This window comes from Nonomuraea sp. NPDC050547, assembly GCF_044457345.1.
Lineage (GTDB): Bacteria > Actinomycetota > Actinomycetes > Streptosporangiales > Streptosporangiaceae > Nonomuraea.
This window is the reverse complement of the sequence record NZ_JBITGW010000010.1, coordinates 346,280-370,485: the sequence shown is the minus strand read 5'-3', so window position 1 is coordinate 370,485 and position 24,206 is coordinate 346,280. Positions and strand designations below refer to the sequence as shown.

Genomic DNA, 24,206 nt, shown 5'->3' with positions numbered 1-24,206 from the left:
AGATAAATGGGAGAACCGGTGATCGAGTTCCACCTGGACGGCCGCTCGGGCGTCTCGCCGTACCTGCAGATCGTCCAGCAGGTACGGCAGGCGCTCCGGCTGGGCCTGCTACGCGAAGGCGACCAGCTCCCCACCGTGAAGGACGTGGTCGCGAACCTGGCGATCAACCCCAACACGGTGCTCAAGGCCTACCGGGAGCTTGAGCACGAGGGCCTGGTGGCGGCCCGGCCGGGCGTCGGCACCTTCGTCACCAGGACGCTGACCGACGCCTCGCTGGCCGCCCACGCGCCGCTGCGCAGGGAGCTGCGGATCTGGCTGGCCAAGGCCCGCCTGGCCGGTCTCGACGACGAGAGCATCGAGGCCCTGTTCATGAACACCTTTCGGACCGCCGCTCAGGAGGACATAGCATGACCGCTGTCCTGCAGGCCCAGGAGCTGGGCAGGAGGTACGGCCGGCGATGGGCCCTCAGAGACTGCACCATCGACATCCCGGCCGGGCACGTCGTCGGGCTGGTGGGCCCCAACGGCGCCGGCAAGACGACACTGCTGAAGATGGCCGCGGGCCAGCTGGCACCGACGTCGGGCGGCATCACGGTCCTCGGGGGCCTGCCCGCCGCCGGTCCGGCCCAGCTGGCCAAGGTGGGATTCGTCGCCCAGGACACCCCCGTCTACGCCGGGCTGAGCGTCGCCGACCATCTCCGGCTGGGCGCCCGGCTCAACCCCGGCTGGGACGCCGGACTGGCCCGCGACCGGATCGCCGCGCTCGGCCTCGACCCCGCCCACAAGGCGGGCCGGCTGTCGGGGGGCCAGCGCGCCCAGCTCGCCCTCACGCTGGGCCTGGCCAAGCGCCCCCAGCTGCTGATCCTGGACGAGCCCGTCGCCTCGCTCGACCCGCTGGCCCGCCGCGAGTTTCTGCAGGGCCTGATGGAGGCGGTCGTCGAGCACGAGCTCAGTGTTCTGCTCTCCTCCCACCTGGTCGCCGACCTGGAACGTACGTGTGACTACCTGATCGTGCTGGTCGACTCGCGGGTGAGGGTGGCGGGCGAGGCCGAGCGGCTCCTGTCCACCCACCACCGGCTCACCGGCCCCCGCCGCGACCCCGACCGGCTGCCCGCCGACCAGGAGATCGTCAGCGCGAGACATACCGACCGGCAGAGCACCTTCATCGTGCGCACCGAGTCCCCGATCCACGACCCCGCCTGGACGGTCAGCCGGCTCAGCCTGGAGGACCTCGTCCTGGCCTACATGGAGAAGCCCGCCGAACCCCGGCGCGCGGCACTGGAGGTCCGGCGATGATCTGGCTGACCTGGCGGCAGTTCCGCGGCGCCGCCGCCATGATGGGCGCGGCCCTGCTCGCCCTGGCCGCCGTCCTGGCCGTGACCGGCCCCGGACTGGCCGCGGAGTACTCCGCCGGCATCGCCGCCTGCACCGGCGAGCGCGGCGGCTGCGCCCGCTTCTTCGACCGGTTCTTCGAGGAGTACCAGACCCCCTTCGTCCTGGTCACCGCCGTCGGCGTCGTCCTGCCGGCCCTGGCCGGCCTGTTCTGGGGCGCGCCGCTGATCACCCGCGAACTGGAGGCCGGCACGCACCTGCTGGTGTGGAACCAGAGCATCACCCGCGCCCGCTGGCTGGCCGTCAAGCTCACCGTCATCGGCCTCGCCGCCGTGGCCGCCGCCGGTTTGGGCAGCCTCGCGGTGACGTGGTGGTCCGGCCCGCTGGACAAGTCCGCCGCGCCGGGGTTCGCGCTGATGGACCCGCTGGTGTTCGGCGCGCGCGGCATCGTCCCCATGGGGTACGCCGCTTTCGCCTTCGTCCTCGGCGTGACCGCCGGGATGCTCCTGCGCCGCACCCTCACCGCGATGGCCGTCACCCTGGCCGTCTTCGCCGCGCTCCAGTTCGTCGTGCCGCTGCTGGCCAGGCCCCACCTGCAGCCGCCGGTCACCTCGGCCTTCCCGCTCAGCCAGGAGAACGTGGACGTCTTCGGCCTGCCCCGCGACGGAACGAGTCCCCGGGTCGCCCTCGACAACGCCATCCCCGGCCACACCGGCGCCTGGGTCCTGTCCAGCCGGCTCGTCGACCCCTCCGGCCGCCCGATGATCAGCGACGACGCGGGCACCGTCATTCCGGTCTCCGTGACCTCGGGGCCGTGCGCGCCGCCCTCGATGGCGGCGCCGGGAGAAGGCGGGATGGAGGGCTGCCTGGCCGAGGTCAACCGGCTGGGCTACCGGCAGCAGGCCACCTACCACCCCTTCGCCCGGTTCTGGACCTTCCAGGCCATCGAGACCGGCGCCTACGCCCTGCTCACGCTGGGCCTGGCGGGCTTCTGCTTCTGGTGGATCAGGAGGCGCCTGTCATGAGCTCGAAGACCGTGGCCGCAGGGCTCGTCCTGCTGCTGACGGCGGCCTGCGCGGGCCAGACGCCGCCGCGCGCCGTGCCCGGCGTGGTGAGCGCCACCGGCTCGCCGGCGTGCGCCGAGCCGCCACGCGGCGCACCGCCCGCCGCCGAGACGCCCACCACCGTCGACGTCATCGAGCAGGCCTACCTCTGCATCCTGTCCACCTACTACAGCGGAGCCACGCTGGACCACCGCACGCTGCTGAACGCCGGATTCGTCGCCTTCACCCAGGAACTCAACCGCGACGGGCACGACCTGGCGGAGGCCACCCTGCCGGCGATGAGCGGTGACCGGACGGCCGACTGGGCGGCGTTCGAGAAGCTGTTCCGGCGCCTCACCGACCTGCTGCCGCAGGACGCGAAGCTGCGCGAGCGGCTGGCCGCCGCCACCCTGGAGGCCATCGTCGCCGCCCTGGACGACAACCACGCCCGCTGGGCGCACGGCATGCGGCGCGCGCCCAGCTCCTACGACGACGAGCAGTACGGCCTGGGGTTCAGGCCGAACCTCGGCCCTCAGACAGCCGGCAACCCCGGCATCGCCCTGCCCCCGCTGTTCGTCGCGTCCGTGCTGGGCGGCGCCGCCAGGAGCGCCGGGCTGCGGCCCGGCGACATCATCGAGTCGGTGAACGGCTCCGCCCCCTTCGTCGGCACGGACGTCACCCCCGCCGCGATCACCGCCCTGTACCCGCGCTATCCGCAGGCCGGCCCGGTCCGGCTGCGGGTGCTGCGCCAGGACACCGGCCGCCGCCGGGAGGTGACGCTGAAGCCCGGCCTGTTCCGGCCCGACCCCGCCGCCCTGCAGACCGTCACCGCCGAACGGCTCGGCGGCGACATCGCCCACGTACGGCTGCGCGGCTTCGGCCCCGACTCCGCCGACCGGGTGCTCAAGGCGATCTCCAGGCTGAACACCGGCCGCGGGCTCGCCGGTCTGGTCCTGGACCTGCGCGGCAACGGCGGCGGCAGCCCCGACGAGGTGAACCGGCTGCTGGGCGCGTTCGCGCACGGCAAGGTCACCGCCTACCAGTGCGCGCCCGACGGCGCCTGCGAGACCATGCGCACCGATGACGGCGTCGCTCTGCTCGGCCTGCCGTTCGTGGTGCTCACCGACCGCGCCTGCGCCTCGGCGTGCGAGCACTTCAGCGCCGCGGTCAAGGACCTCGGGCTCGGCAAGCTGGTCGGGACGCGGAGCGCGGGCGCGGTGTCGGGGCCGGCGCAGGGGTACCTGCTGAGCAACAACACGATGTTGTCGTTGCCGTCGAAGCACCACCTGGCGCCCAACCGCGAGGTGATCGACCGGGTGGGCGTCGCGCCCGACCACCATGTGCCGCAGACTCCGGAGGACGTCGCGGCGGGGCGCGACGCCGCCCTGGCCAAAGCCCTGACCCTGCTGCCGGGAGGACGTGCGTGATGAGCCTGAAGCCGCTGCTGCGAGGTGGGCTCGCCGCCGGGCTCGTGGTGCTGGCCGTCTCGGCCTGCTCGGCGCCGGCCGCGCCCCGGTCGGCCGGGGCCGGTCCGCCGAAGGCGAGCGGGCCCGCCGCGCTGCCCGCGCCCACGGGCGCGTATCCGGTGGGAGCCACGATGCTGCATCTGACCGACGACTCGCGGCCCGATCCGTGGGTTCCCGAGAGGAAGGCCAGGGAGCTCATGGTCACCGTGTGGTATCCGGCCCGGGAGCGTTCCGGGCGGCCGGTGCCGTACATGAGCGCGAAGGAGTCGGAGCTGACCCTGAAGGGAAAGCGGGTGACCGGCTCGCCGTACGACGTGCTGAGCAGGACGCGCACCCACGCCTTCGCGGACGCGACGCCGGCCGGGCGGGACGGGAGCCTGCCGCTGGTGGTGCTCTCCCCCGGGTTCACGATGCCCAGGAGCACGCTCACGGCTCTGGCCGAGGACCTGGCCAGCCACGGGTACGTGGTGGCGGGGGTCGACCACACCTACGAGAACTACGCGACGACCTTTCCCGGCGGGCGCGTCGCCGACTGCGTGGCCTGCGACGCCGACAGCGATTTCGGCTTCGGGACGAAGGTCACCGGGATCCGGGCGGCCGACGTCTCCTTCGTGCTCGACCGGCTGACCGGCGACGGGCCCGCGTGGAAGGGCTCCTCGCTGATCGACCCGTCCAAGATCGCGATGGCCGGCCAGTCGATGGGCGGGGCCGGGGCCGTGGCGGCCATGGTGAAGGACTCCCGGGTACGCGCCGGGATCGACATGGACGGCACCACCTACGCCCGCATCCCCAAGGGCGGGCTGGCGCGGCCGATGTTGTTCCTGGGCTCGGCGGGCCACAAGCCGGGTGGCCGCGACGTCTCCTGGGATCGCGACTGGAAGCTGCTGACCGGCTGGAAGCGCTGGCTCGTCCTGCCCGCCGGCGACCACCAGTCGTTCACCGACGTGCCGCTCCTGGCGGGCGCGCTCGGCGTGGAACCGCCCGGCACGCTGACGGCGGCCCGCTCCGCGGAGCTCACCCGCACCTATGTGCGCGCCTTCCTCGACCTGCATCTGCGCGCCAAACCCCAGCCCCTCCTGGAACGGCCCTCGCCACGCCACCCCGAGGTCACCCACTGCGCCCCGGCCGCGAAGACCTGCGCCTAGCCTCAGCCGAGGACCAGGCGGTGGCCGTCCCTGCGCAGCGCCGCCAGCGCGTCCTCGGCGTGGTCGGGGCCGCGGGTCTCCAGCTGCAGTTGCACCTCGACCTCGTCCACGTCGAGACCGGAGCCCACGCGCTCGTGCACGATGTCCAGCACGTTCACGCGCAGCGCCGCCAGATCGGTCAGCAGGGCGGCCAGGGCGCCCGGCCGGTCGCGCAGGCGCACGCGCACCGCCAGGTAGCGTCCGGCCGCCGCCAGGCCGCGCCGCAGCACGCGGGCCAGCAGCATCGGGTCGATGTTGCCGCCGGACAGCAGCACGACCACCGGCGGCTCGAACGCCCCAGGATGGGCCATCAGCGCGGCCACGCCGACCGCCCCGGCCGGTTCGACGACCTGCTTGGCCCGCTCCAGGCACAGCACCAGCGCCTTGGAGATCTCCTCCTCGGTCACGGTGACGACCTTGTCCACCAGGTAGTGGATCAGCTCGAACGGCAGGTCGCCGGGCCGCCCGACGGCGATCCCGTCGGCGATCGTCGGGTACGGCTCCAGCAGCACCGGACGCCCCGCTGCCAGCGACGGCGGGTAGGCGGCGGCCCGCTCGGCCTGCACGCCGACCACCGTGATGCCGGGCCGCAGCGACTTGGCGGCCAGCGCGAGCCCGGCGGCCAGCCCGCCGCCGCCGATCGGGACGACGATGGTGGCGGTGTCGGGCAGCTGGTCGAGGATCTCGATGCCGATCGTGCCCTGACCGGCGATGACGTCGGGGTGGTCGAAGGGGTGGATGACGACGGCGCCGGTCTCGGCCGCGTGCTCGTGCGCCCTGGCCAGCGCCTCTTCGACGGAGCGGCCGCCCAGCCGTACCTCGGCGCCGTAGCCGAGCGTGGCCTCGACCTTGGGCAGCGCGGCGCCCTCCGGCATGTACACGGTGGACTTGGCGCCGACGAGACCGGCGGCGAGGGCGACGCCTTGGGCGTGGTTTCCGGCGCTGGCCGCGACGACGCCGCGGGCGCGTTCCGGCTCGGTGAGCCCGGCGATGCGGACGTACGCCCCACGCGCCTTGAACGAGCCCGATCGCTGCAGGTTCTCGCACTTGAGGTGGACGGGGCCCGCGGCCAGGTCGGACAGCACCCGCGAGGGCAGCACGGGGGTGCGCACGGTCACCGCGGCGAGCAGTTCCTGCGCTGCGAGGACGTCGTCGAAGGACACCTGCGGACCGGTCATGCGGGCAAGTCTCCCACCGTGCGGCACCGGCCGGTCACAGTGACTGCGCGAAAGCGAACAATCCGCCGGGGTCGTAGGCTGCCTTCACCTCTCTCAGGCGTTCCAGGCTCGCGCCGTGGTAGGCGGCGGGCCAGCCGGGCAGGTCGGCGTCGGGGTAGTTGGGGTAGACGCCACGTGTCCAGGGTGACAGCCGTGCCCAGGACGCGCACAGCCAGGCGTGGGCCTCGTGCCTGCGGGCGTCGGTGGCGCGGAAGCCCACCTGGACGGACTGCTTCAGCAGGAAGCGCGGGGTGCGGTGGGCGAAGGCGCCGCCGCTCGCGCGGGCGATGGCGCCGCCCCAGGGGACGAACTCCAGGTCGCGGATCTCGCCGTAGACGCGGTCGGCGGCCAGCCGTTCCAGCAGGTCGTCGATGGCGGCCCGGGGCAGCCTGCCGGGGAAGAAGCCCGACTTGTTCAGGCGCAGGCCGGGGCGCTCGCCCGGCGGCAGATCGGTGACGGCGCCCGCGCCGCCGTCGGCGTAGGCGTGGTGGCGGGCGGCGGCCGGGCCGTCCAGGGGTGTGAGGGTGACCTGTTCCAGGGGCGGGAGGTCGGCGAGGATCTTGCGGGCCTGTTCCCTCGTCCCGGCGACGGCGCCGAAGAGCACGGCGTAGGGCTCCTCCTCCGGTTCGTCGCCGCAGATGACCGCGATCTCCAGGTTCACCTCGTCGGGCGCCTCCGGCAGGTGGTGCTGCCAGGCCTCGACGAGGTCGGCGGCGCGGGCGTACGGGCAGATGGCCTGGACGACGGTGATCGGCACGATGGGGCGGGTGCGCAGCGTGACCTCGGTGACGACGGCGAAGTTGCCGCCGCCCGCGCCGCGCAGCGCCCACAGCAGGTCCTCCGGCGCGTCGGTGATCCGTCCGTCGGCCAGCACCACGCGCGCGGCGAGCAGGTGGTCGGCGCCCAGGCCGTACAGGCGGCTGAGCACGCCGTAGCCGCCGCCGAGCACCGCGCCGACCACGCCGACGTCCTGGCACCAGCCGCACGGGACCAGCCGGCCGTGCGCGGCGAGGGTCCCGGCGAGCTCGCCGACGCGTACGCCCGCGCCGGCCTTGACCACGTCCGCGCCGGTCTGGATGGTCTTGAGACCGGACAGGTCGATGAGCAGGCCGGTGGTGGAGGAGTGGTCGGCGAAGCTGTGGCCGCCGCCGCGCAGCGCGAACGGCATCCCGCGTGAGCGCGCCAGGTCCAGGGCGGCCGCGACGTCGGTTTCCGTGGCGCAGCAGGCGATGAGGGCGGGCAGCCGCTCGGTGGGCGTGCCGAGGAACGCCTTGCGCCTGGCCTGGTAGCCGGGCTCGCCCGGCTGGATCAGCCTCATCGGCGTGCCGCCCTGCCGGTCTGCAGGGCGTACAGCTCGGCGTAGCGGCCGTTCAGGGCGAGCAGTTCGTCGTGGGTGCCCTGCTCGGCCACGCGGCCCCGGTGCAGCAGGACGATCCGGTCGGCGTGCCTGACGCTGGTCAGGCGGTGGGTGATGAGCACCACGGTCCGCTCCCCCGCGATCTTGCGGAGCGTCTCGTACACGGCGTACTCGGCCTTGGCGTCCAGGGGTGCGGTCGGCTCGTCCCAGATGAGCAGGGGGCCGTCGCGGAACAGGCCGCGGGCCACCGCCAGGCGCTGCCACTGCCCCGCCGACAGCTCGTGGCCGCCCCTGAACTGCTTCGACAGCAGCGTGCGCCAGCCGTCCGGCAGCTCGGCGACCACGTCGTCGGCCGCGGCCAGCGCGGCGGCCTCGCGCAGGGCGTGGTCATGCGGGTCGGCGCGGTCGTGGCGGCCCATGCGGACGTTGGTCCTGGCGTCGTGCGGCCAGCGCAGCGGGTGCTGCGGCACCAGCACGACCCGGTCGGCGAGCGAGGCGGGGTCCAGGCCGGCGGTGTCGAGGCCGTCCCAGCGCAGGGCGCCGGTGCTGGGACGGTAGAGGCCGGCCAAGAGCCTGGCCAGCGTGGTCTTGCCGGAGCCGTTCTCGCCGACCAGCGCGATCGTCTGGCCCGCGTGGATGGTCAGGTCGATGTCGCGCAGCGCCGGGTTCGAGCTGCCCGGGTAGGTGAAGCCGACGCCGTGCAGCGTGAGGCGTTCCGGTGAGCGGGGCGCCGCCGTACCGCCGGAAGGGGCGCGGCGAGCATGGGCGTCGGCGAGGAAGTCGTGGTAGTCGGCCACGTACATGAACTGCTCGAACAGCTGGTTGGCGGCCTGGGCGAGCTGCTTGAGCGCGGTCGCGGCCACCCGCACGGCGATCACGGCCGTCCCGGCCGCGGCCAGCGCGATCCACCCGGAGTGCAGCATCAGCCCGAGTACGGCCAGCACCCCGGCCATGGCCAGCCCGCCCGCCGCGCGCCCCGCCGCCCTGACCCGGGCCATGGACAGGCCCACCCGGGTCTCGGTCCTCTGCAGAAGGTTCGCCACCTGCCGGTACTCGTCCAGCACGTACGGCTGCGCCTGGCAGGCCCGCACCTCGGCCGCCGGTTCGCGTTCCGTCGCCAGGTCGGCCAGCATGTCGACCCGCCGGTTGAGCGTGACCATCTCGCGCATGCCGCCGTACCCGTGCCGGGCCGCCCTGAGCACCGCCCATCCCTCGGGGATCACGCTGAGCACGAGCAGCGGCACCAGCACTGGATGCAGGACGGCCAGCCCGGCGGCGGCCGCGGTCACCCCGCAGGCCGCGCCGAGCAGGTCGATGGTGTTGGCCACGGCGCGGTCCAGGTGGAACAGGCCGCGGTCGCGGGCCCGGTGCAGGCCGTCGTAGAAGTCGACGTCGTCGAAGTCGGCCAGTTGCACGCCGAGCGCGGCGGCGAACAGCCGTTCCTCGGCGGCCCGCCGCAGCGCGGGTTCCAGCCGCGCCCTGGCCAGCTCGACCGCGGCCTCCGCCGCCGCGCGCAGCGCCACGATCGCGGCGACGAGCGCCAGGCCGGGCACGGCGGCCGCCAGCCGTTCCGGCGCGGCGCCCTCGGCCAGCAGGTCGTCGAGCACCGAGGCGGTGGCCAGCAGCCCGCTGGCCGTCGCGGCGCCCGCGGCGAGCTGCAGGGCGAGGATGACCAGCGCCGGGCGGCGCCCGCTGTGCCAGATGAGGCGCAGCACGGGCGCGGTCAGCGCGGGCAGGCGGCGCAACGTGCGCCGCGAGGCCGGGTCGGGACGGTCCAGGTGCCAGTAGGGGGCGACGAGGTCATCCTCCACGCGATCTCACTCCAGGTCCGGGAGCAGGACGGACGGCAGCGCGCTGCCCGGGTGCGTACGCAGCAGCTGGTAGGCCACCCCGCCGAGGCCGGGCAGCAGACCGGGCGCGAAGGCGTCCCTGGCCAGGCCGCTGATCGGGCCGTTGGTCTCCAGGCTGCCCAGGATGTGGGCGAGCAGGGCCTCGCGCCCGACCGGCGCGACCCCGGCGGCCCGAGCGTGCTCGATCACCTCCCAGGATCCGAGGTCGCCGTGGCAGAGCGTGTGGTTCCAGCCGGTGCCGTCGGCCCAGCAGGAGGCGGCGGCTCTGGCCAGGCGCTCGCGCCACAGGTCGCCGCCCTGGCGGGCGAGCTGGTCGGCGGCGACGATGCCGACCCCGCCGGCGCCGTGACACCAGGCGGCGGCGGTGTGGCCGTCGCCGCGCAGGTCGAGCCAGCCGCGCTGGCCGTGGTCGTAGAGCGTGTCCTCGTAGGCGAAGGCGGCGTCGGCCAGCTCGCGCCTTCCCGGCAGGCGCGACAGCGCCCAGCCGATGCCGGTGGCGCCGTGCGCGAGGCCGCCGAGCCCCTGGGGGAAGCGGGGGCTGGGCCAGCAGACGCCGCCCTCCCGGTGCTCGGCGAGGCCGGCCAGGCGGGCGCCGATCGATGCGGCCAGTTCGCTCCAGCGGGGCTCCGCGGTCCGCGCGGCCAGGCTGAGCAGGGGAACGATGGCGCCGGCCATCCCGGCCAGCAGGTCGTAGGAGTCGTCGGCCTCGATCGCCGGGGGCAGCAGGGCCGCCTGCGCGCGGGCGCGCTCCAGCGCCTCGTCTCCCACCGCGCCGAGCGAGCGCAGGAGCAGCCAGCCCCACACCTGCGAGGCGATGCCCAGGTAGGCCCCGGGCGGCTCGGGCCGCAACGGAAGGCCCTCCTGCCGCTTCTCGGCGTCGCGGTCCTCGGCCAGGCGGATGGTGCGCAGCAGTGCCGCCCGCAGGCCGTCCAGGTCGTCGACGGGGTCGGCCCTGCCCGCCGCGCTCTCCGTCAGGTAGGCGCTCACCAGGATCGCGACGCCGTGGGCCCCGCCGTACAGGTCGGCGGCCAGGGGTTGCACGGCCCAGCCCGTGGGGGTGAGCAGGGGCGTGATCCAGGTGACGGTGCCGTCGCCGCCGCGCACGGCGCTGTCGAGCACGCCGCGCATGATGCCGGCCGCGGCGGTCCTGCGGCGCGACTCCAGCCGGTCGGTACGGATCACGCCGGGCGACAGCCCCTGGTCCTCCGGCATCCAGCCCTCGTTGAGGTAGGCGCTGACCAGGGCCGCCTGCGCCACCCCGCGGTCCAGGGCGTGGTCGCGGGCCCGCCAGCGGGCCACCGCGTCGGCGACCAGGTCCAGCTCGGGCCCGCACCGGGTGCCGGCAGGGCCGCGCAGCATGCCGGCGCGCGGCGTGGTGTCGAACATCGGGATGTCGCCGTGGCACAGCTCGTCCACCTCGGCGGCGATGATGGCGGCGTCTCCGGGCGCGCCGGGGACGTTCTCCGACATCTTGGCCAGCAGGGCGGCAGCCTTGGCGCGGGCGCCCGCCTCGTCGTGCAGCGCGACCGGGTGCCACAGCATGCGGCCCAGCTCGGCGTAGGACTCGGTGGAGCGCAGCACCGCGCGGACCGGGCAGTCGGCGAAGCCCGCCAGCAGCGGCTCCAGCTTGCCCGAGCGGTCCAGGTCGGCCAGGCGGGCGTCGAGCTCGTCGAACCCCGCGATGATCGCGTCCCAGTAGTGGCCGAGCACCGGCTCGGGGCTGGGGTGGTTGGCCGCCGGAGGCAGGTCGACCAGTTCCGTCCCCATGCGGGGGGCGTCGGTGCCGGCGCCGAGCACGACGGGCAGTTCGACCCGCGGCTGCTGGCCGGGCAGCGCTCCGGCGGCCGACATGTCCACGCCGCGCCAGCCCAGGGCCACGCCGCGTCCCGGCAGCAGGCCGGTCCGCATCACCGAGGCGTCCACCAGCTCCACGGCCAGGTCGACGGCCTGGCCGTAGCCGGAGGGGCGGGCCTTGGCGTGCGGGGCGAACAGGCTCTCGCAGTCGACGACGACGGGCTGGGGGCCGGCCGCGATGAGGTTCTCGGCGTGCAGGTCGCTGCCGCCGAGCAGGCGCATGAGGGCCAGCCAGTGGCCCATCCCGGTGTAGAAGGCGCGCAGTTCGCCGTCTCCGGCGCAGTGGCGGTGCCCGATGTGCTCGGCCCAGCCGTACTCCCGCCTGGTCACGACCGCGGGCACGCGCATGGCCGACACGCCGAGGTGCGTGAGCAGCTCGGCCAGCGCCGCGTCCACGGCCAGCGAGCGCGGCTTGTAGATCACGCGGCCGTCCGCGCCGCGCAGCAGGATGACGCTCTGCCCGCCGCGGTGGCTGTCGCCCGCGCCGAACTCGACGTGCTCCAGCTCTCCTTCCGGCGCGCCGGGCAGGGTGGAAAGCGCCGCGCGGTCGGCGGCGAAGCGCTGGGCGAAACGATGCGCGGCCGCGCAGCGGTTGCGGATCACCGTCATGAGCCGCGCCATCATGCCGGGGTACGGCCCCGCCAGCGCCTGCCAGAACGCCGGTCGCGCCACGGCGTCCTTCCACTCCAGCCAGCGTTCCTCGGAGTTCGCGGCGCTCAGCCGCCCGGACAGGCGCGCGGCGTTCAGCTCCAGCACCAGCACTCTGGTGATCTTGCGGCGGACGTCCTCCTCGACGCACTGCGCGGAGCCGGCCAGGATGGCGGCGCGCTCGGCCGCGGCGAGGCCGGTGAGCGACCCCAGCCGGGCCTCCAGACCGGCCAGCGGCGCCGCGATCAGCGGGTCCAGCGGGGGATCGAACTCACCGGCCATATGCTCCCGTCCCCGCTCAGCAGCAGTAACGGGTACGCGAGCCCGAGCAGGCGGTCCCGCACTTTCCTGAGTGGCCGGGGCCGGTCATGGTGATCTCGGATTCGACGTACATGCCGGGCAGCAGGGGGCCGACGGGGCTGTCGGGCTCTTCGCCCGTCCTCCAGGCGAGGATGATCTCTTCGGCCCTCTCGAGCGTGACGGTCATGCTTGCTCCCTTCTCGGACTTGGCGCCATGTTCTGCCGCCGGGTCCGTCACCGATAGGCGTCATAACTGCGCACTTGACACGACATTCCGGATATGGGAAAGACAGGAGTGATCACCCTTTCTGTGATTGACGATGACCGCATGCTCATCGACGGACTGGCGGCATGGCTGGAAGGCGTACCCGACGTCCGGCTGACCGCGTGCGCCGCGACCGTCCCCGAGCTTCTGCGCGCCGAACCCGCCCCCGCCGACGTGGTCCTGCTGGACCTGCTGCTCGCCGACGGCTCCGACCCCGTCCAGAACGTGCGCACGCTGGCGGGCCTGCATCGGCGGGTGCTCGTGGTCAGCGTGGTGACCTCGGGCGACATGGCCGTGCAGATGATCGACGCCGGGGCCTGCGGCTACCTCACCAAGGACCACGACCTGGCCGCCCTGCTGGCGAAGGTCAGGGAGGTGGCGGAGGACGGGGTGGCCCTGTCGCCCGAACTGGCGCTGGGCTGGCTGGCGGCGCGCGACGGCGAACGGCCCGTGCTGTCCCCGCAGGAACGTGCCGTCCTGCTCGCCTACGCCTCCGGCATGACGCTGGCCGCCGCCGCCAGAAGCGCCGGGGTGCAGCCGGGCACCGCCAAGAACTACCTGGAGCGCGTCAAGGACAAGTACCGCAAGGCCGGCCGTCCCGCCTACACCAAGCTGGAGCTGGCCACCCGGGTCAGAGAGGACGGCCTGGCCACCGGAGCTCCACGCACACCCCTTCACCGGGGGCCGTGATGACCTCCGCGCTGCCGCCCGCCTCCGCCATGCGCCCGGCGACCGAGGAGCGCAGCCCGTAGCCCGGCTCGGTCAGGTCCGGGGCGAAGCCGCGGCCGCGGTCGACCACGCGTACGGTGACCACCCCGTCCACCTCGACCGCGGTGAGCCAGGCCTCCCGCTCGCCGGAGTGCCTGGCCACGTTGTTGAGCGCCTCCTCGGCCGCCTCCGCCATGGCCACCGACACCGCCGTGGGCAGGTCCTCCGGCAGCGCCTCGGCGGCGTAGCGCACGCACAGTCCCAGGCCCGCCGCCCTGGCCACCGCCCGCGCCAGGCCGTTGCTCAGCCCGTTGGCGGGTCCCGCGGCCTCCTGTCTGATCAGGGCCCGGACATAGGAGGCGTCGGAGGCGCACCGGCGGCGTACCTCCTCGGTGTGGTGGTCGAGGCCGCCGCGGGCGATCGCGGTCAGCGTGGCCAGCACGGTGTCGTGCAGTTGCCGGAAGTGGGCGAGCCTGGCGTGCTCGGCCACCCGTTCCGCCACCCGTGCCGCCTCCGTGGCCAGCCGCTGCTCGGCCAGGCCGTCGAGCCGCGTGGCCTGGGCGGCCAGGTAGCGGCGGATGAAGAAGACGATGATCGCGAACCAGACATAGCTGTTAACCCGGACGGCCAGCTCCAGCAGGAACGGGTAACGCTGGCCGAGGTCGGCGGCGTGCGCGAACGCGTACACGATGATCGGGGGCACCAGTGCGGCGAAGTGGATCGCGCGGCGGCTGACCGCGCCGATCAGCGCGCCCGTCGCCAGCAGGGCGTGCGAGGACCAGTTGGACACGCACGCGGCGGAACCCGGCAGGCACGCGCCCGTCACCGCCACCATGAACGCGCAGGTGGCCGCCACGTCGATGACCACCGCCGGCGGCGCGAACCAGCCGCGGCGGGCGACCCAGCGGAACAACGTCACGTTCCACGCCAGCGCCAGGGCCAGCAGGGCGGCGTTGCGGCCGCGGTCTGCGAACAGAGCTTCGGCGGCCAGCAGGCTCGCGCCGGCCGGCAGCAGGTAGCTGGCCCGCTGCAACAGCAGGAGCATCGCCACGAACCTGCACACCCGCTCCCGGCTGGGCCGCGAGGCCAGGAACAGCGGGTCGCGCCAGCCCAGGGAGCCCCGCCCACCCGCCTGGGCCTGGCCGGCGGGCTCGGCCGCCGCGGGTGGAGAGTGCATGCAGGGCCGTCCTTCCGCCGATCCGCCTGAAGGATCTCCGCGCGGCGAACGGGCGTCAAGCGGGCACCGGATCAGTCGAGGACCGCGACCGCCTCAAGCTCGACCAGGTGCTCCGGTACGTCCAGCGCCGCCACGCCGATCAACGTCCCGGGCGGCACCGGCGTGCCGCCCAGCTTCGCGGCCGCCCGCGCCACCCCCTCCAGGAACAGGGGCATCTTGTCCGGGGTCCAGTCGACGACGTAGACGGTGAGTTTCGCCACGTCGTCGAAGGTGCCGCCGGCTCCGGCCAGGGCGGTGGCGACGTTCAGATAACACTGCTCGACCTGGGCGGCGAGGTCGCCGCCGTCCCAGGCCACCTGGCCGGCGACGAAGACCATCTTCGTCCCGGTCGCGATCGACACCTGCCGGTAGGCGTTGATCTCCGGCAGTCCGCTGGGGTTGACCAAGGTGATGGGCATGCCCGCCTCCGTACTCTCTCGTGGTTACTCGGACACCGTAGGAGAGTGGCGGCTGACATGGAAGAACGCACTTTTCGGAGACTGGGGAACCCTTTGGTTACCCAGGTTGTCACGCCCACGCCACCTATGCTAGCTATAACATCCTGTGCTGATCGACATAGGAGCGGAATCCATGACGAGTGACGACCTTCTCCACCGCCTGCGGACCCTGGAGGACCGCGAGGCGATCCGCGAGGTGCTCCACCGCTACGCCCGCGGCGCCGACCGGTGCGACCTGGAGCTGTTCAAGTCCTGCTACTGGCCTGACGCCGTCGACTGCCACTGGTTCTTCAACGGCAACGCCCACGCCTTCGCCGACTACGTGATCTCCCTGCTCGCCGAGCTGCGCACCTCCCAGCACTCCATCACCAACCCGATCATCGAGCTGGACGGGGACCGGGCGTTCGCCGAGTGCCAGTGGTACGTGCTGCACCGCATGGAACTGGGCGACGGCTCGGGCCGCCTGCTCGACCAGCAGCTGGAAGGCCGCTACGTCGACGTGTTCGAACGCCGGGACGGCGAGTGGAGGATCCTGCGCCGCCAGACGGTGACGGAGGCGGGGCGCGAGTTCGTGGTCGAGGACCTGAACGCGGGGATCCCCGACGACCTGCCCATCGCGGGCCGCCGCGCACCCCGCGACATCGTGTACGCCGGGATGGACATCCTCGGCATGGAGGTCATCGCGATCGACGGCATGGACCTGTGGGAGATGGCCCGCGCCCGCCACCGCTGACGACGCGGGCCCTCAGGATCGATAGGACTCCAGGCCCGCCAGGACGAAGTCCATGCCCCGCGTGAAGTGGGCGTCCCAGCCGGCGTCGGCGCCCGGCGGGTGCGCGGCGAGCACCGGATAGAGGGCGGCTCGCCGCTGGATGTGCTCGCCGAGCGCGCGGCGGGAGCCGCCCTGGTCCTCCTGCCGCCAGGCCGCCTCGACCGAGGCCGTGCCGATGACGTAGTTGCTGACGGCCGCGGCCGCCGCCGACAGGTTGAGCCCGGAGAACCCGGCCGAGACCAGGGCCGCGTGCACGAACTCGGCCCGCGCCAGAGCATGAGGCCCCATCAGCGGACGGCTGCTGGCCAGCGGCCCCGCCCACGGATGCCGCAGCAGCGCGGCCCGCAGCCCGTCCATGAACGCGGCGAGATCCTCCCGCCAGGACACGTGATCGGGCAGCGCGACCTCGCCGAACACCTCGTCCAGCGCCAGGTCGAACAGCTCGTCCCGGGTCGCCACGTACCAGTAGAGGCTCGTGGCGTGCACGTCCAGCGCCTCGGCCAGGCGCCGCATGCTCAGCCCCGCCATGCCGTCGCGATCCAGCGTCCCGACCGTGGCGGCCACGATCCGCTCGCGGGTCAGCGACGGCGAGCGCTGCGGGGCGGGCGGCTCGCGCAGCCAGACGCCGCCGGGCATCGTACCGGCGCCCTGCGGACGCTTGGGGCTCATGCGCCCATGCTAGTAGCCCTACACTGTTGGATTAATCCAACACTGTAGGAGGAAGTATGGAAGGCCATCCGAGACGCTGGGCGATCCTGATCGCCATCTGCGCGGCGCTGCTGGTGATCGTGATGGACAACACCGTCCTGCACGTCGCCCTGCCCGCGATCACCGCCGCGTTCGGCGCCACCGCCGCGCAGCAACAGGCGATCGTCGACGCCTACGTGATCGTCTTCGCCGGGCTGCTCATCGCCGCGGGAGCCGCCTCCGACCGCTACGGCCGCCGGCGCGCCATGGTCATCGGGCTGACCGTGCTCGGCCTGGCCTCCGCCGCCGCCATCGCCGCGCCCTCGACGTGGTGGCTGATCGGCGCCCGCGCGCTCATGGGCGTCGGCGCCGCCCTGGTCATGCCGGCCACGCTGGCCGTCCTCGTCCAGGTCTTCCCCCCGCGTGAACGGCCCAAGGCCTTCGCCGCGTGGGCGGCGGCCGCCTCCGTCGCGATGGCGGCGGGGCCGGTGCTCGGCGGGTACCTGGTGGACGCCTGGAGCTGGGCGGGCGTCTTCCTGATCAACGTGCCGCTCGCCGGCGTGGCCGTACCGGCGATCCTGTGGCTCGTCCCCGAGTCGCGCGACCCGCGCGCCCGCCCCGTCGACCCCCTCGCCGCCGCACTGGTCACCGCCGGCATGGTCGCCCTGACCACCGCCATCATCGCGCTCGGCGAGCACGGCCGCCCTTCGCCGCTCGTCCTCGCCTGCGCCGGGGCCGCCGTCCTCGCCCTCGCCGCCTTCGTCCTGCGCCAGCGGCGGGCGAGCACGCCGGTCGTCGAGTTCTCGCTCTATCGCGACCGGCGCTTCGCCGGAGGCAGCGCCGCGGCCGCCCTGCTCACCGTCGGCACCGGCAGCGCGCTGTTCGTCCTCACCCAGTACCTGCAGCTCGTCCTCGGCTACGACGCCCTGCGGGCCGGGCTCGCGGTGATGCCACTGGCCGCGGGCACCGTCCTCGGCTCGGCGGCCGGCGCCCGCGTGCCCTCCCGCATCGGCCCCCGCGCCACGATCGTCATCGGATTCGCGATCACCGCCGCCGGCTTCGCGCTCCTCGCCGCCCTCACCCCCGGCAGCTCCTACCCTCTCGTCGCCGCCGGACTCCTTCTGGCGGGCGCCGGCACCGGGCTGGCGGGACCGTCCACGACGACCACGGTGCTCGGCGCCGTCCCGCCGGAGCGCGCGGGCATGGGCTCGGCGCTCAACGACACCCACCAGCAACTCGGCATCGCGCTCGGCGTCGCCGTCCTCGGCAGCCTGCTCGCCGCCACCTACCGCACGGGCCTGCCCGCCGCCGTCCCCGACGCCGCGCGCGCCTCTCTGGCCGCGACCCTCACCCACGACACGGTACGTCTCGACGCCGCCCTCGCCACGGCCGCCAGGGAGGCCTTCACCGGCGCCCAGACCCTCACGATGCTGACCGCCGCCGGCTGCGCCCTCGCCGGGGCGGCCATCGCCGCGACCGTCCTGCGCCGGGATTGACCTCCACCTGGCTTGAGGTCGCAGGCTGGGCCCAGCGTCCATTGATCAAGGGAGAACACCGTGCTCAAGCTTGGCGTCACGCTGCCGCCGTCCGGCGTGGACGAGAGCGCCGGCGTGCGCGAGCATGCCCGGCGCGCCGAAGACCTCGGCCTGGAGTCCATCCGGATCGGCGACCACCTGATCCCGGTGCGCCCGTATCCCGACAGCACCATCGTCCTGGCCACCGCCGCTGACGCTCAGAGCGACCCGACCACGGCGTTGACCGCCGCGAGCAGCGCACCCCCCACCAGCGCGACCACCAGAACCACACAGACAATTCTCGCCCAGGACTGCACCCCGCCATCCTGCCGCCGAAACGCCCAGGTCACAACCGGGGCTTCCGGCGGGTCCACTTGTCCAGGACCTTGAGCACGGGGTCGCCCGGCCTCACCACGAAGGCGTCGCCGTCCGTACGCCCGGCGTCGCACCAGGCCCAGACCACGAACCCGACCACGCCCGCCGCGAACTGCGCCGACATCTTGACCGCGTAGGCCCTGGCCCGGCCGCGCAGCCCGCCGGTCTCCTTCGGGTCGATCCCCGCCTCGCCCACGAACAACGGCTTGTCCAGCGCCCTGCACTGCGCCAGCCGGATGGCCAGCCCGTCGAACCGGTTGCCCGGGATGGCCTGGTCCGGCTCGTGGTAGTCGTGGTACTCGCACACGTCCAGCGCGGGTGAGGCGTAGACCTCCTGGTAGTTCTGCGCGGCGGTGCCGCACTGGCCGCCGCCCATCGTGCCGAGCGTGAGCAGGTGCGCGGGCGAGGCGGCCTTGGCCACGGCGCCCACGTCGTCGGCGAAGTCGCGCAGCGCCTCGGTCGCGCCCGGCCCGCACTCGGCGGAGTCGGCCGGCTTGGCCTCCGCCTCGTTCACCAGCGTCCACATCGCGATCGCCGGGTCGTGGCGGTAGCGCCGTACGGCCTCGGCCACCCAGTCGCGGTAGGAGACGGTGCCGCCGGGGTCGATCTCGCGGTAGCCGCTGCGGTACCAGCTCTCGGTCTTGTAGCCGCTCCACTCGCATTTGCCCCATTGGTCGGTCAGCACGGGCAGCACCTTCACCCCGTGCCTGCGCGCTGTGGCCAGCATGCGGTCGAGCGCGCGCCAGTCGCGCCTGCCGTCCTTGGTGGCCAGCCGCTGGAAGAACCAGACGCGGATGACGTTGCCCCGCATCTGGCGCAGCGACCTGCCCAGCGACATGGGATACCAGCAGTTTCCCTCGCTGGCGGCGTTGTAGACGTTCAGCCCGGCCATGACGTACGGCCGGCCGTCAAGCGTCAGCCGGGTCCCCTCGGCGCGCACGAACCCGGGCTCGGGACCCGGCACCACCGGCAGGAGCGCCATCAGCATCCCCACCATCCACAAGCCCATCGCCATCCCCCTCACATTGTCGGCGCGTCCCCCGTCCAACCTGCGGAAACGCCGTATACCCTGCCCGTTGATCCACTCTGCCTGACATGAACCGTCAGGTCGAGTAAGTCCGAGCCTGCGTCTGGAGATGCTGGTGAGCTTGGCCGTGGTGATGCCCGCCTATTGCGAAGAGGGCAGCCTGGAATCGACGGTTGTGGACTTCCTGACCGTCCTGGACGGAACCGATCACCAGGTGATCGTGGTGAACGACGGCTCGTCGGACGCGACGGGCGAGGTGGCCGAACGACTGGCCGAGCGCTTTCCCGGCCGGGTGCTCGTGATCCACCACCCCGCCAATCAGGGGTACGGCGCGGCCGTACGGACCGGCATCCAGGCCGCGCTCAACTCGACGGACGCCGAGCTGATCTTCCTGACCGACTCCGACGGCCAGTTCCGCGCCAGGCAGCTGCCCTGGTTCGTGGAGCTGGCCGGCGCCGAACGGGCCGACGCCGTCATCGGCTACCGCTCGCGCCGCGCCGACCCGCCCGCGCGCCGGATGTTCGGCTGGCTGTGGACGCGCCTGTGCCGGGCCCTGCTGCGCATCCGCGTGCGTGACATGGACTGCGCGTACAAGCTGCTCGACCGGCGGCTGCTGGAGAACGTCTCCTTGCGCGGCGACGCCGCCACGATCTCGCCCGAACTGCTCGTCAAGATCCAGGCCAGGGGCGCCCGCGTGGTGCAGCGGCCGGTGGACCACTTCCCCCGCGAGCACGGCCACCAGACCGGCCTGCGCCCGGCGGTCGTGCTGCGCTCGCTGCTCGGCCTGGGGCGGCTGTGGGCGAGCATGTTCCGCCACAGCCCGGCCGGGCGGGCCGCGCACCGGTTGTTCCGCCCGCATGACTCGGCGCTGGCCTGGCTGACCGTGGTCGCGGTCGCGCTGTCGGTGGCCGGAAGCGTGTACTTCGCCGACGTGCCGCTGTCCTACCCGGACGCCGTCTCGCACCTGCTGATCTCACGCCGGGTCCTGGAGTCGCCGACGCCGGGGTTCGCGCAGCTGGGCGGCGTCTGGCTGCCGTTCCCGCACCTGGTGGCGTTGCCGCTGGTCTGGGTGGACTCCTGGTATCTGTCCGGCCTGGCGGGCTCGCTCATCTCGATGGCGGCCTACGTCCTGACGACCCGCTACCTGTACCGGACCGCGCGCCTGCTCACGCACAGCCGGGCCGCGGGCCTGACGGCGGGCGGGGTGTTCATGCTCTGCCCGAGCGCCCTGTACCTGCAGAGCACGCCCATGACCGAACTGCCGCTGCTGGCGTGCCTGGCCGCGGCCACCTACCACCTCACCCGCTGGTGCCGCACCTGGGCGCCGCGGCACCTGGCCGCGGCGGGCGTGGCGTCGCTGCTGGCCACGCTCACCCGGTACGAGGCGTGGTTCTTCGTCCCGACGGCGGCGGCCGTCGTGATCGCGATCACCTGGACCCGTTCGCCGCGCGGCAGCAGGCTGCGCAGGGCCGAGGCGCACGTGATCTTCTACGGGCTGCTCGCCTGCGCGGGCATCGCGGGCTGGCTGGCCTGGAACACGATGATCTTCGGGGATCCGTTCTTCTTCCACCGCGGCGAGTTCTCCAGGCCCTCGCTGTGGGTGTCGGGCACCGAGGTCACGACCGGCGACTGGATGGTGTCGGCACTCACCTACGCCTACGCGGTCGTGGGCAACATGGGGCCGGTGCTGCCGGTGCTCGGGGTGGCCGGGCTGGCCGTACACCTGATGCGGCGGCGCTCGCCGGTGCCGCTGGCACTGCTGGTGTTCGCGCCGTTCTTCGTGTACGCGCTGTACGGCGGCCAGCGCCCGCTGCACGTGGAAGAGGTCACCGGCAGCCTGTACAACGTCCGCTTCGGCCTGGTCATGCTGCTGCCCGTGGCGCTGTTCTGCGGCGGCCTGACCGCGGAGGTCAGGACGCTCGTCACCGCCCTGCGGCTCAGGATGGCCCGCGTGCCCGCCGCCCGGCTGCGCACACTGGGCCACGTCTTCGCCGGCGCGGTGGTGGTCTCCTGCGCGGTGAGCGCCGCCGCCTCCGGCATCGACACCAGGCGCGAGGCCGAGGCCTTCCGCGCGACCGGCGTCGAGCGCGCCAACAGCACGGCCGCGCAATGGCTGCGCACGCACTACGACGGCGGCCGCGTGCTCATGGCCTCCTTCGGCAACGAGACGATGACGTTCGACTCCCACCTGCCGCTGTCCTCGATCCTGTACGAGGGCAGCTTCCGCCGGTGGGAACCGGCGCTGCGCGACCCGGCGGCCAGCGATGTGCGCTGGATCCACCTGCGGCGCACACCGGGCCATCAGGATCCGGTCTGGCGGGCGCTGGGCGAGTCGCCCGAGCTGAGCCGCTACACGCTGGTCTACGAGGATCCGTACCGGCGCATCTATCGCTTCTCCGGCATCGGGAGTTCGGCATGACCCAGCGGACCCTGCCCACGACCTCCGTACCGGAGAACGGCAGCGCCCGCCGGCTCCTGAGCCGCGGTCAGGCGCTGGCCGCGGCCGCCACGGCGCTGCTGGCGGGGGCGGCCGCGATGGCCGACCCCGCCCAGGCCGGCCTGGTGCTGACCGCGGCGGCGAGCGTGCTCTACGTCGCCGTCATCGCGTTCAAGGTGCTGCTGACCTACGGGCACGACCGCTCGCACGTGATGCGGTTCGGCCCGGGGGAACTGCCGCCGGACGACGAGTTGCCCGCGTACACCGTGCTGGTGCCGCTCTACCGTGAGGGCAACATCCTGCGCGACCTGCTCGAACGGCTGGCCGCTCTCGACTATCCGCACGATCGGCGGCAGATCCTGCTGCTGGTCGAAGAAGACGACGAGGAGACCAGGGACGCCCTGCCGGGCGCGTTGCCGCCGGGTTTCGAGGTCGTGGTGATCCCGGCCGGGCACCCGCGTACCAAGCCCAAGGCCTGCAACGTCGGGCTGCGGCACGCGCGCGGCGAGTTCTGCGTCATCTTCGACGCGGAGGACCAGCCCGAGCCCCTCCAGCTGCGCAAGGCGGTGGCGGCCTTCCGCAGCTCGCCGCGGTGGATGGTGTGCGTGCAGGCCGAACTGCAGTACTGGAACCCGTGGACGAACTGGCTGACCCGCTGCTTCGCCGCCGAGTACGCCCACAACTTCGGGCTGTTCCTGCACGGCCTCGACCGTTTCCGGCTGCCGATCCCGCTCGGCGGCACCTCCAACCACTTCCGCACCAGCGCCCTGCGCGACCTCGGCGCCTGGGATCCGTACAACGTCACCGAGGACGCCGACCTCGGCATCCGGATCGCCAGGCGCGGCTGGAGCGTGCGCATGATGGAGTCGGTGACGCTGGAGGAGGCCAACTGCCGGCTGGGCAACTGGCTGCGCCAGCGCAGCCGGTGGATCAAGGGCTACTGCCAGACCTGGCTGGTCCACATGCGCGCCCCGGTGCGGTTGTGGCGTGAGCTGGGCCCGCGCGGCTTCGCCGCCTTCCAGCTCGCCATCGGCTTCTCCACGCTCACCACGCTGCTCAACCCGATCTTCTGGGCGATGACCGCGCTCTACCTCGTCGCGGGCTCGGGCCCGATCGCCGGGTTGTTCCCCGGCCCGGTCCTGTACACGGCCGTGGCCTCGATGCTGGCGGGCAACCTGCTGCTCATGCACGGCTACATGGCGGGCTGCCTGGAGCGCGGGCTGCACGCGGCGGTGCGGACGATGGTGTTCGTACCGGTCTACTGGGCGCTGATGAGCGTCGCCGCCTACCGCGCCCTCTGGCAGCTGCTGCGGCCCAGCCGCCGCCACTACTGGGAACTGACCGAGCACGGCCTCATCGACGCCTGACGCTTCACCCACAACCCGGCGAACCAGGCGAGCAGCCCGACCCCGAGCTGCTCCCACCCGAACCCGCTGCCGGGCCCGACCGGCAACCCCCTCCCGTGTACGGCCGGCGTCGTCGTGACCACGATCGCGGCGACCACCGCCCACGCCGTGGTCATCACCGCGACGGCCCAGCGCTCCCCCCGCCGGAACGCGGTCAGGGCGATCCACCCGAGCAGGACGAGCAGCCCGGCGGCCATGGCCGCGCTGTCCAGGACGTGCGCCCTGGCCGGTTCGGTGACCAGCGTGGCCATGCCGTCCCGGTCGGCGCCGGGTCCCGCCACCGACCAGAAGAGCGTGAGCAACGGCTCCTCCAGCGCGAGCATGACCAGGCCGAGCACGACGAGCCAGGCGGCCGCCCGGTCCCGTCCGATGCGGCCGGAGAGCGCGGCGAGAACGAGCGTGGCGGCGAGACCGACCAGGGCCCAGGCCAGGGCGATCTGGGCGGTCATGGCAGGTTCACCGCGCCGTGCCGGGTCATCAGGTAGGCGGCGTGGCCGGGTATGAGGCGCCGCCGTCCGGTCGCGGTCGTCCGGGTGAGGCGCTCGATGGCGAAGTGGCCGCCGAAGCGCTCGCGCACCTCGCCGGGCTCCATGGGCCGCAGCCTCTCCCAGCGGCGCGGCTGCCACTCGAAGCACCAGAGCAGGAACCGCGCGCCCGGACGCGCCAGCGGCACCACGTTGTCCACGTAGCGGTCGCGGCGGGGCGGCGACAGGTCGTCGAGCGTCCCGTAGTCGACCAGGACGTCGAAGTCGCCATGATCCTGGCGGAGCCGGGTGAGATCGTCCTCGACGAAGCGCACGCCGGTTCCCGCCCTGGCCGCGTTCCTGCGCGCCTTGGCCAGGGCGGCGGAGGCGAAGTCGAGGCCGGTGACCTCGAAGCCGTGCCGGGCCAGGAAGATCGCGTTCGCTCCGGTCCCGCAGCCCAGGTCCACGGCCCTGCCCGGCGTCAGCCGTCCGGAACGCACCAGCTCGACCAGCTCCGCACGCGGCCCGATCTCCCAGGGCATCCGGGCCAGCCGGTAGCCGAGGTTGTAAAGGTGGCGAGAGTCCATCACGGTGCTAGCATTTACTCAAACCATCTAATAGTCAATT

The 24,206-nt window shown here is 73.4% G+C and carries 22 protein-coding genes; 11 read left to right on the top strand and 11 right to left on the bottom strand.

The window, feature by feature from the left end:
* Positions 1–6 precede the first annotated feature (6 nt).
* From ACIBHY_RS26410 to ACIBHY_RS26390, 5 genes are read left to right on the top strand one after another with little or no spacing between them, the layout of a single operon-like run.
* Positions 7–411 carry a GntR family transcriptional regulator gene (locus ACIBHY_RS26410; RefSeq protein WP_397250852.1) on the top strand — a complete coding sequence of 135 codons (405 nt, stop codon included), beginning with the start codon at positions 7–9 and terminating at the stop codon, positions 409–411.
* On the top strand, positions 408–1,295 hold the full coding sequence (locus ACIBHY_RS26405; protein ID WP_397307991.1) for an ABC transporter ATP-binding protein: 888 nt from the start codon (positions 408–410) through the stop codon (positions 1,293–1,295). The genes ACIBHY_RS26410 and ACIBHY_RS26405 overlap by 4 nt, the downstream gene beginning before the upstream one ends.
* Positions 1,292–2,356, top strand: coding sequence for an ABC transporter permease (locus ACIBHY_RS26400; RefSeq protein ID WP_397250856.1), 1,065 nt, complete (start codon positions 1,292–1,294; stop codon positions 2,354–2,356). Before ACIBHY_RS26405 ends, ACIBHY_RS26400 begins: the two co-directional genes overlap by 4 nt.
* Entirely contained in the window at positions 2,353–3,801 is a 1,449-nt protein-coding gene (locus tag ACIBHY_RS26395; RefSeq protein ID WP_397307990.1) for a S41 family peptidase, read from the top strand. The genes ACIBHY_RS26400 and ACIBHY_RS26395 overlap by 4 nt, the downstream gene beginning before the upstream one ends.
* Positions 3,801–4,985, top strand: a complete 1,185-nt coding sequence (locus ACIBHY_RS26390) for an alpha/beta hydrolase family protein (RefSeq protein WP_397307988.1) — start codon at positions 3,801–3,803, stop codon at positions 4,983–4,985. The genes ACIBHY_RS26395 and ACIBHY_RS26390 overlap by 1 nt, the downstream gene beginning before the upstream one ends.
* A gap of 2 nt (positions 4,986–4,987) precedes the next feature.
* Here ACIBHY_RS26390 and ilvA read toward each other — a convergent pair whose 3' ends face one another.
* From ilvA to ACIBHY_RS26365, 5 genes are read right to left on the bottom strand one after another with little or no spacing between them, the layout of a single operon-like run.
* Positions 4,988–6,202 (bottom strand): threonine ammonia-lyase, encoded by a 1,215-nt coding sequence (gene ilvA / locus ACIBHY_RS26385; RefSeq protein WP_397250862.1) that lies wholly within the window; start codon positions 6,200–6,202, stop codon positions 4,988–4,990.
* Positions 6,203–6,236: 34 nt separating this feature from the next.
* A complete protein-coding gene (locus tag ACIBHY_RS26380; RefSeq protein ID WP_397307987.1) occupies positions 6,237–7,559 on the bottom strand; it encodes an FAD-binding oxidoreductase in 1,323 nt (440 codons plus the stop codon).
* Positions 7,556–9,409: an ABC transporter ATP-binding protein gene (locus tag ACIBHY_RS26375; protein WP_397250866.1), complete on the bottom strand. Its 1,854-nt coding sequence runs from the start codon at positions 9,407–9,409 to the stop codon at positions 7,556–7,558. Before ACIBHY_RS26375 ends, ACIBHY_RS26380 begins: the two co-directional genes overlap by 4 nt.
* Positions 9,410–9,415: 6 nt before the next feature.
* On the bottom strand, positions 9,416–12,232 hold the full coding sequence (locus tag ACIBHY_RS26370; protein WP_397307986.1) for a type 2 lanthipeptide synthetase LanM family protein: 2,817 nt from the start codon (positions 12,230–12,232) through the stop codon (positions 9,416–9,418).
* 16 nt (positions 12,233–12,248) lie between these two features.
* Positions 12,249–12,437: a DUF6229 family protein gene (locus ACIBHY_RS26365; protein ID WP_184964695.1), complete on the bottom strand. Its 189-nt coding sequence runs from the start codon at positions 12,435–12,437 to the stop codon at positions 12,249–12,251.
* A gap of 123 nt (positions 12,438–12,560) precedes the next feature.
* Here ACIBHY_RS26365 and ACIBHY_RS26360 point away from each other — a divergent pair, with 123 nt between their 5' ends.
* Positions 12,561–13,205 (top strand): response regulator, encoded by a 645-nt coding sequence (locus tag ACIBHY_RS26360; RefSeq protein ID WP_397307985.1) that lies wholly within the window; start codon positions 12,561–12,563, stop codon positions 13,203–13,205.
* Here ACIBHY_RS26360 and ACIBHY_RS26355 read toward each other — a convergent pair.
* Positions 13,147–14,400 (bottom strand): sensor histidine kinase, encoded by a 1,254-nt coding sequence (locus ACIBHY_RS26355; protein ID WP_397307984.1) that lies wholly within the window; start codon positions 14,398–14,400, stop codon positions 13,147–13,149. The genes ACIBHY_RS26360 and ACIBHY_RS26355 overlap by 59 nt on opposite strands.
* Positions 14,401–14,471: 71 nt before the next feature.
* Positions 14,472–14,858: a RidA family protein gene (locus ACIBHY_RS26350; RefSeq protein WP_397307982.1), complete on the bottom strand. Its 387-nt coding sequence runs from the start codon at positions 14,856–14,858 to the stop codon at positions 14,472–14,474.
* Between the two features lie 172 nt (positions 14,859–15,030).
* Between ACIBHY_RS26350 and ACIBHY_RS26345 the strand changes: the two genes are divergently transcribed.
* Positions 15,031–15,630: a nuclear transport factor 2 family protein gene (locus tag ACIBHY_RS26345; protein WP_397307981.1), complete on the top strand. Its 600-nt coding sequence runs from the start codon at positions 15,031–15,033 to the stop codon at positions 15,628–15,630.
* 12 nt (positions 15,631–15,642) lie between these two features.
* Here ACIBHY_RS26345 and ACIBHY_RS26340 read toward each other — a convergent pair whose 3' ends face one another.
* Positions 15,643–16,338 (bottom strand): TetR/AcrR family transcriptional regulator, encoded by a 696-nt coding sequence (locus ACIBHY_RS26340; RefSeq protein WP_397250878.1) that lies wholly within the window; start codon positions 16,336–16,338, stop codon positions 15,643–15,645.
* Positions 16,339–16,394: 56 nt separating this feature from the next.
* Here ACIBHY_RS26340 and ACIBHY_RS26335 point away from each other — a divergent pair, with 56 nt between their 5' ends.
* Both ACIBHY_RS26335 and ACIBHY_RS26330 read left to right on the top strand, forming a co-directional pair.
* Positions 16,395–17,852: an MFS transporter gene (locus ACIBHY_RS26335; RefSeq protein ID WP_397307980.1), complete on the top strand. Its 1,458-nt coding sequence runs from the start codon at positions 16,395–16,397 to the stop codon at positions 17,850–17,852.
* Between the two features lie 60 nt (positions 17,853–17,912).
* Positions 17,913–18,260 (top strand): hypothetical protein, encoded by a 348-nt coding sequence (locus tag ACIBHY_RS26330; RefSeq protein WP_397307979.1) that lies wholly within the window; start codon positions 17,913–17,915, stop codon positions 18,258–18,260.
* On the opposite strand, the gene ACIBHY_RS26325 is transcribed toward ACIBHY_RS26330, so the two are convergent.
* Positions 18,217–19,260, bottom strand: a complete 1,044-nt coding sequence (locus tag ACIBHY_RS26325) for a hypothetical protein (protein ID WP_397250884.1) — start codon at positions 19,258–19,260, stop codon at positions 18,217–18,219. The genes ACIBHY_RS26330 and ACIBHY_RS26325 overlap by 44 nt on opposite strands.
* 127 nt (positions 19,261–19,387) lie before the next feature.
* Here ACIBHY_RS26325 and ACIBHY_RS26320 point away from each other — a divergent pair, with 127 nt between their 5' ends.
* The gene (locus tag ACIBHY_RS26320) at positions 19,388–21,691 is read left to right on the top strand and encodes a glycosyltransferase (RefSeq protein ID WP_397307977.1); all 2,304 of its coding nucleotides are present in this window, start codon (positions 19,388–19,390) and stop codon (positions 21,689–21,691) included.
* Positions 21,688–23,076 carry a glycosyltransferase gene (locus tag ACIBHY_RS26315; RefSeq protein WP_397307976.1) on the top strand — a complete coding sequence of 463 codons (1,389 nt, stop codon included), beginning with the start codon at positions 21,688–21,690 and terminating at the stop codon, positions 23,074–23,076. The genes ACIBHY_RS26320 and ACIBHY_RS26315 overlap by 4 nt, the downstream gene beginning before the upstream one ends.
* Here the strand turns inward: ACIBHY_RS26315 and ACIBHY_RS26310 are convergent.
* Both ACIBHY_RS26310 and ACIBHY_RS26305 read right to left on the bottom strand, forming a co-directional pair.
* Entirely contained in the window at positions 23,037–23,564 is a 528-nt protein-coding gene (locus tag ACIBHY_RS26310; protein WP_397307975.1) for a hypothetical protein, read from the bottom strand. The genes ACIBHY_RS26315 and ACIBHY_RS26310 overlap by 40 nt on opposite strands.
* A complete protein-coding gene (locus ACIBHY_RS26305; RefSeq protein ID WP_397251319.1) occupies positions 23,561–24,166 on the bottom strand; it encodes a class I SAM-dependent methyltransferase in 606 nt (201 codons plus the stop codon). The genes ACIBHY_RS26310 and ACIBHY_RS26305 overlap by 4 nt, the downstream gene beginning before the upstream one ends.
* Between the last annotated feature and the right edge of the window lie 40 nt (positions 24,167–24,206).

Excerpts from the sequence above, each read along its gene's own strand:
- ACIBHY_RS26410 (WP_397250852.1), top strand. The coding sequence starts at position 7 with ATGGGAGAACCGGTGATCGAGTTCCACCTGGACGGCCGCTCGGGCGTC.
- ACIBHY_RS26405 (WP_397307991.1), top strand. The coding sequence starts at position 408 with ATGACCGCTGTCCTGCAGGCCCAGGAGCTGGGCAGGAGGTACGGCCGG.
- ACIBHY_RS26400 (WP_397250856.1), top strand. The coding sequence starts at position 1,292 with ATGATCTGGCTGACCTGGCGGCAGTTCCGCGGCGCCGCCGCCATGATG.
- ACIBHY_RS26395 (WP_397307990.1), top strand. The coding sequence starts at position 2,353 with ATGAGCTCGAAGACCGTGGCCGCAGGGCTCGTCCTGCTGCTGACGGCG.
- ACIBHY_RS26390 (WP_397307988.1), top strand. The coding sequence starts at position 3,801 with ATGAGCCTGAAGCCGCTGCTGCGAGGTGGGCTCGCCGCCGGGCTCGTG.
- ilvA (WP_397250862.1), bottom strand. The coding sequence starts at position 6,202 with ATGACCGGTCCGCAGGTGTCCTTCGACGACGTCCTCGCAGCGCAGGAA.
- ACIBHY_RS26380 (WP_397307987.1), bottom strand. The coding sequence starts at position 7,559 with ATGAGGCTGATCCAGCCGGGCGAGCCCGGCTACCAGGCCAGGCGCAAG.
- ACIBHY_RS26370 (WP_397307986.1), bottom strand. The coding sequence starts at position 12,232 with ATGGCCGGTGAGTTCGATCCCCCGCTGGACCCGCTGATCGCGGCGCCG.
- ACIBHY_RS26365 (WP_184964695.1), bottom strand. The coding sequence starts at position 12,437 with ATGACCGTCACGCTCGAGAGGGCCGAAGAGATCATCCTCGCCTGGAGG.
- ACIBHY_RS26355 (WP_397307984.1), bottom strand. The coding sequence starts at position 14,400 with ATGCACTCTCCACCCGCGGCGGCCGAGCCCGCCGGCCAGGCCCAGGCG.
- ACIBHY_RS26350 (WP_397307982.1), bottom strand. The coding sequence starts at position 14,858 with ATGCCCATCACCTTGGTCAACCCCAGCGGACTGCCGGAGATCAACGCC.
- ACIBHY_RS26345 (WP_397307981.1), top strand. The coding sequence starts at position 15,031 with ATGACGAGTGACGACCTTCTCCACCGCCTGCGGACCCTGGAGGACCGC.
- ACIBHY_RS26340 (WP_397250878.1), bottom strand. The coding sequence starts at position 16,338 with ATGAGCCCCAAGCGTCCGCAGGGCGCCGGTACGATGCCCGGCGGCGTC.
- ACIBHY_RS26335 (WP_397307980.1), top strand. The coding sequence starts at position 16,395 with ATGGAAGGCCATCCGAGACGCTGGGCGATCCTGATCGCCATCTGCGCG.
- ACIBHY_RS26325 (WP_397250884.1), bottom strand. The coding sequence starts at position 19,260 with ATGGCGATGGGCTTGTGGATGGTGGGGATGCTGATGGCGCTCCTGCCG.
- ACIBHY_RS26315 (WP_397307976.1), top strand. The coding sequence starts at position 21,688 with ATGACCCAGCGGACCCTGCCCACGACCTCCGTACCGGAGAACGGCAGC.
- ACIBHY_RS26310 (WP_397307975.1), bottom strand. The coding sequence starts at position 23,564 with ATGACCGCCCAGATCGCCCTGGCCTGGGCCCTGGTCGGTCTCGCCGCC.
- ACIBHY_RS26305 (WP_397251319.1), bottom strand. The coding sequence starts at position 24,166 with ATGGACTCTCGCCACCTTTACAACCTCGGCTACCGGCTGGCCCGGATG.